Raw genomic sequence first — 3784 nt, 5'->3', positions numbered from 1 at the left:
CTGCTTGATGCGCCCGCGCAGGCTCAGGCACTGCGCCGCCACCAGCGCCAGGATGCCGTAAGCCACGTAGCGCAGCGCCTCCGTCCAGGTCGCGTGGCGGTACGCGGAGAGGCCAAGGACCAGTTGCGCCGCCACCACCGCGCCCAGCAGCAACATGGGGCCGTAGAGCGGGTGGTAGGGAATGCTCAAGCGCCCGGCCGCCATCTGGCGTGCCGCCCACAGCAGCAGCAGCAGGGCAGTGCCGGTCTCCAGGGCGAAGATCGACCAGGCTTCCACCGCGCCGAAGGCCAGCGGCCCGAACAGCAGCACCGCGCAGAAGCCGGCAAAGAGTGCGTGGTCGAGCGCTCCCGGCGCGGCCTCGGCAGCCGGAGCCGAGGCTCGACGCCGGACTTCCTGGCCGGCGGTCCGTGAGCTTGTGGGCAAAGCTGCTCTCCTTAACGCGCAGGGTTCAGGGACACATCATCTAGCCAGAATCTCCCCGCCAGGACTTCTCCGGCAGGGTCGCGGACCAGCTTCACCATCACCAACCTGGTCTGCGGCGGGGTGGTGAAGGAGAAGCTGGACTGGCGCCAGCCCGCGGTGGTGGCCAGCAGCTCGCCGCTCCCACAGGGAGTGTGGTCGAAGGCATCTTCCACCGCCACTCGCAGCCCGCCCACGCCCGCCCACTCCCGCGCCTGCGACCAGACGCTCAGGTCGTAGGTCGTGCCGGGGCGGACCGGGACCAATTGCCACAAGCCGACCTCGCGTACCGGGCCCCCGTCGAACCCGATCATCAGAGCGTGCTCGCCGCCGTGGGCCTCGGAGGAGTCGATGGCGAGGCTCACGTGCGCCACCGGCTGGTAACGCCAGTCGAAGCCGGTGTTCAGCATCTCGTGTTCGAAGCCTCCGTTCACCGCCAGTTCGGAAGAGGGCAGGTAAGCGGCGAAGCTGCGATCCACGCCCGCCAGTTCACGCCACACCTGCTGCGCTGCATCGACCTGTTTCTGATCGAGGAGGTATTGCGCATAGGGCAGCGCCAGCTTGGCGTCAAAGGGCCGCCCCGCGGCGCTCACCTGGTCCCAGACCTGGGCGGCGGCCCCGGGCTCGTTCTGCTGCAGCAGGAACTTCAGGAAGGCCAGGCGCACTTCCGGATCGTCCGGCAGAGCGTCGCGCACGATCCTGGCCGGGTCGCGGGTGGCCCGCCAAGCCAGCTGCATGCCGTCCAGCTCCGCCCAGGGCTGGTACTGAAAGACCAGCCGCAACTGCGCCAGCCCGGCGGCGGTTTCGCCCAGAGCGAAGTAGAAGTTGGCGGCGTCCCAGGCGACTTCCGGAGTGGTGGGATCGGCGGCCAGGGCCCGCTCCACCGCCGCCCGCTCCTGCGCCGTCTCGCCGGAGGCGCTGTAGGCGAGGGCCAGGTCCATCCAGTACTGCGCCACCCCGGGATTGAGCGAGGTGGCCTGCTGGAACTCACGCACCGCCCTGGGCACCTCCAGGGTGGCGTAGAAGTAGTGGCGCCCTAGCAGGTCGGCGTAGCTGGCGTCACCCGGCTCCAGGCGCGACGCCGCTTCCAGGCCGGCGGCCGTCCTGGAACCGGCCAGACGCGAGGCAGCGTAGTCCCGCCCCGCGACATAGACATAGGCCGAGCACAAGCCCAGCACCAGGGTCGCCAGCGTCGCTTTCCTGGTTGGCGAGTCCAAGCGCACGGTGCCTCAGCAGGAAGGGGCGGCGCAGGTTAGGATGAACGGCTCGGCGATGGTCACCAGGTCAGCGCGCCGCGTTCTCATCGTAGTAATGTCCGCCGTGCTTGGCCCCGTAATAGTAGTAGTACATATCCGGGGACTGGAGATCGATGGCGTTGACTACCACTCCCATCACCCGGGCGTTGACCTGGGCCAGCAGGTCGCGGGCGCGGCGCAACGCGTCCTTGGGGGTGCGGCCGGAGCGGATCACCAGGATCACCGCGTCCACGGCCGGCGAGAGCAGCACGGCGTCGGTCACGGTGAGCGCGGGCGGGGTGTCGATGACGATGTGGTCGTACTCCTCGCGCCAGCGCTGCAGCAGGCTGCGCATCAGGTCGGAGCCCAGCAGTTCGGCGGGCTGGGGCGGGGTGGGTCCGGCGGGCAGGATGAACAGGTTCTTGAGCTGGCGCGAGGTCTGGATGAGGTTCTCGCCCTTGTCGCTGCCGGTGAGCAGGGTGCTCAGGCCAGCGCGCGAACTCATGCCCATGGTCTGATGCACGCCGGGGCGGCGCAGGTCGGCGTCCACCAGCAACACCTTCCCGCCCTTCTGCGCCAGCACGATGGCTGAGTTCATCGAAGTCGTGGTCTTGCCCTCCTGGGGCAGCGCGCTGGTGACCAGGATCACCTTGGGTGGCGCGCCCAGGGAAGAGAGCAGGATGGAAGTGCGCAGGGCGCGATAGGCCTCGGCGATCTCCGAGCGCGGCCGCGAATAGGCGATCAACCCGACTCCGCCCCGCGCCACCGCACTCTTGCCCGGCAGCAGCGGCGGCGCCTTGCCCTTCCTGGTCGCGCCCGAACTCAGGGGAACGATGCCCAGCGAGGGCAGCGCCGAGATCATCTGCACCTGCTCGGGCGTGCGCACGGTGCTGTCCAGGAGCTCCAGCACGAAGGCGAAGACCACGCCGCCCATGATGCCCATCAAGAAGCCCAACGCCAGGTTGCGCGGGATGTTGGGCTTGGAGGGCGAAGTGGGAACGCGCGCCGCATCCACGATGTGGACGTTGGTGGCCTTCAGGCCCGCCTCGATGCCCGCCTCCTTCAGCTTCTGCAGCATGTCGTCGTAGAGCTGGCGGTTGGTGTCGGCCTCTTTCTTGAGGATGTTGTACTGGATGGCGCTCTCGTTGAGCTGGTTGGCTTCCTGCTTCTGCTTGTCGAGTGCGCCGTGCAGCATGCGCTCGCGCTGCAGGGCCACGTTGTAGTCGTTCTGGGCGCGGCCCACGCTGCGGTGGGTCTCCGCCTGGATGGAAGCCTGGATCTCCTTCAGCTTGCTGTTGAGTTCGACCACCTTGGGGTAGGCGGGACCGAACTGCACCGTCAACTGCGCCAACTGGCTTTTCACGTCGGCTTCCTGCTGGCGCAATCCCTGCAGCAACTGGTCATCGGCGGCATGCTGGCCGGAGCCGTTCTCCATCTGGCGGTAGGCGGCTTCCTTCTGGATGCGGTCGGCCTCCGCGTCGGTGAGGTCCTTGTTCAGCTCGTCCAGCTTGGAAGTGATGATGTTCTGCTTCTCGTCCAGGCCCAGGATGCCGTGCTCGCGCTGGTAGTCGGCCAGCTGCTGCTGCGAGGTCTCCACCTTGACCTGCAGGTCGGCCAGTTGCTTGGAGAGCCAGTCGGAGGCCTGGGTGGTGGACTCGTACTTGGTGCGGCGGTTGTTCTCCACGTAAGCCTGGGCCAGGGCGTTGACGATGTCGGCGGCCAGCCGGGGATCGGTGCTGGCGTAGCGCAGCTCGATGAGGCGGGTGTTGGGGATCATGGTCACCGTCAACCCCGACTCGAAGGCGTTGATCATCGCGGTCTGCCGCGCCGAATCCGTGGCCGACCCGGTCAGCGCCACCTGCCCCGCGTTCCCCCGCGCCCCCGGCTGGTAGCCGGCGAAGTGCGGATTGCGGTCCAGTTGCAGGTTGTGGATCACCATCAGCGCCAGCGTGTCGCTCTGCAGCACGCGCGACTGCGTGGTCAGCCCCACCGTGTAATCCCAATCGTCGGAGCTGCCGCTGTCGGTGGGCACCTGGTCCTTGAAGCCCAGGGGCGTCGGGTTGTCGCGATAGATGGCGATCTGCCCGCTG

3 protein-coding genes are annotated in these 3784 nt (G+C 68.0%); all 3 read right to left on the bottom strand.

What is annotated here, in order from left to right:
• A partial coding sequence (locus VEG08_03300) for a hypothetical protein (protein HXZ27007.1) occupies nucleotides 1-423 on the bottom strand: 423 nt, incomplete at its 3' end.
• An 11-nt stretch (nucleotides 424-434) separates the two neighbouring features.
• Nucleotides 435-1676, bottom strand: coding sequence for a hypothetical protein (locus VEG08_03295; protein HXZ27006.1), 1242 nt, complete (start codon nucleotides 1674-1676; stop codon nucleotides 435-437).
• Between the two features lie 67 nt (nucleotides 1677-1743).
• On the bottom strand, nucleotides 1744-3784 hold a 2041-nt coding region (locus tag VEG08_03290; protein HXZ27005.1), incomplete at its 5' end, for a polysaccharide biosynthesis tyrosine autokinase.

It is taken from the genome of Terriglobales bacterium (assembly GCA_035624475.1).
In the GTDB taxonomy this organism is placed as follows: Bacteria; Acidobacteriota; Terriglobia; order Terriglobales; family Acidobacteriaceae; genus DASPRL01.
Note: the sequence above shows the minus strand (reverse complement) of the source record. Positions and strands in the feature narration are given on the sequence as shown.